The organism is Salinispora cortesiana (genome assembly GCF_000484695.1).
In the GTDB taxonomy this organism is placed as follows: Bacteria; Actinomycetota; Actinomycetes; order Mycobacteriales; family Micromonosporaceae; genus Micromonospora; species Micromonospora cortesiana.
In genome coordinates, this window is the sequence record NZ_AXVR01000162.1 from 1 (window position 1) to 1,770 (window position 1,770).

Genomic DNA, 1,770 nt, shown 5'->3' on the forward strand with positions numbered 1-1,770 from the left:
TGCCGCTCGCCTCACTGTCCGCCGGGGTCGCCTCGTCGGCCGCGCCCGGCATGGCGTCGGTGATGGCTACCTCGTCTTCCGCCGCGTTGCCGCTCACGTCGCTGTCTGCCGAGGTCGGCTCGTCGGCCGTGTCCGGCGTGGCGTTGGCGGCGTCGTTGTTCGGGGTGGTGGGTTCCCAGAGGTCGGCGCTTTTGCGGTTGCCGTTGGTCGGGCCGGGAGTGCGGATGGCGGTTCCGGCCTTCTCCATGGCTTTGAGTGCCTCGGTGACGACCCGCAGCGAAAGGTTTTCCTGTCCGGCCAACTTGCGGGCGGTCACGCCGGGGAGGCGGCGCAGCGCGGCGGCGACGACAGACCGGGCCTCGGTGGTACCAGCGGTGAGAAGCATGTTCGCGGTCATGACATATCCTCCACAGAAAACGGGGTGGCAGCGAATACCGCATCGCGCTAGCGATTATTGGCGGTTTCGCCGGGGCCGTTGTTTCGGTGCCCACGTCCATGGACCCTCGTTGCCGATTGAATGTCAACCCCGTTGTTCAAGACTCTTTCCGTCACCATTCCGGACGCCACCCACACCTTCATTTCAGGGCTGCTGTCCGACGCGCAATAGGCGCTGCGGGGCGCTGTGGCCCCTGCTGGCGGATGGTCCCCGCGCATGGGTATATCGGTGTGGGTAGCGTTCATCGGGGCGCGTGTGGCGCGATGACGGCGCCGATGACGAGGACGAACTCGGGCCGGTCGGACCCGGGGTCAGGGTCCAACCGGCGCCGGGTACGCGAACCAGTCGAACGGCGAACCCGAATGATTTGTGGGGAAAATCACTTCATGCCCCATCGTTTGGATGACTGTTTGGCGACTCTTTGGCGTGTTCTCCATTGGTCTTGTTCAGCTCGGTATGACTCGCCGAATGGCCGCTATCTGATCGGCCCATCCGGATAGTTTGCTGACTCGTACCACGTCACCGGTTTTCGGTGCTTGCACGATGAGGCCGGAACCGATGAACATTCCTACGTGTCGGGGGTCGGCGTGTGTGCCGCCGCTACCGGGGATCAAGATTAGATCTCCGGGGCGCAGATACCTCGCGCTCGGGATCGGGGTGCCGTCGTGTACCTGGTCGCGGGTCGTGCGTCCGATGGTGACCCCGGCCGCCCGGTACGCCTGTTGCATCAACGACGAACAGTCACACTGCCGCGCTGGCACGCCGGAATGCGCGGCGGTGCAATCGCCGCCGAAGGTGTACGGGGTCCCAAGCTGCGCCAGGGCCCACCCAATGGCGGTCACGACCGGCGGCGGGGTGCCCGCCGGAAGGGTGAAACCCGGGGGTAGGGACACGGCCACGTCGGGCGGTAGCCCGTGGCCGCCGTACCCGCCGCCGTAGATCACCGACACCACCCCGGCGGCGGCAGAGGCGATCAGCAGCACGAGCGCCGCCGCCGCTACCGCGAGGCCGGTTGCTACCCGTCGCACGGGGCACCGTCCCCGGTGGGGGCGAGATCGGCGAGGCTGACCCGCCCGGGTTGTCCGGCGACCCGCCACACCGCACCCGCCGGCCCGCCCGCGTCGGGGGCGTGGTTGACGGCGGCGGTCGCCACGGTCACCCCGTCCGGTATCCCGGTGCGGGTGAGGTGGGTGTGCAGGTTGGCTTCCCGGGCGGTGGTGGGCAGCCAAAACAGCACCGGGTAGGCCCGGGGTGGGGGTAGCGCGGCGTAGCCGGGCAGCTTGCCCGCGACCCGGGACAGGGTTTCGGTGCCGAGATCGACTTCAAGCCAGAAC

General features: G+C 68.1%; 1 protein-coding gene and 2 pseudogenes. All 3 read right to left on the bottom strand.

Annotated features, from left to right (window positions below; genetic code table 11):
• Positions 1-397 (bottom strand): annotated as a pseudogene (locus K228_RS0124795) (MarR family transcriptional regulator); the annotation flags it as partial.
• Positions 398-882: 485 nt separating this feature from the next.
• Positions 883-1,464 (bottom strand): C40 family peptidase, encoded by a 582-nt coding sequence (locus K228_RS0124800; RefSeq protein WP_025620773.1) that lies wholly within the window; start codon positions 1,462-1,464, stop codon positions 883-885.
• Positions 1,452-1,770, bottom strand: a pseudogene (locus K228_RS0124805) (replication-relaxation family protein); the annotation flags it as partial. The pseudogene K228_RS0124805 and the gene K228_RS0124800, both read right to left, overlap by 13 nt.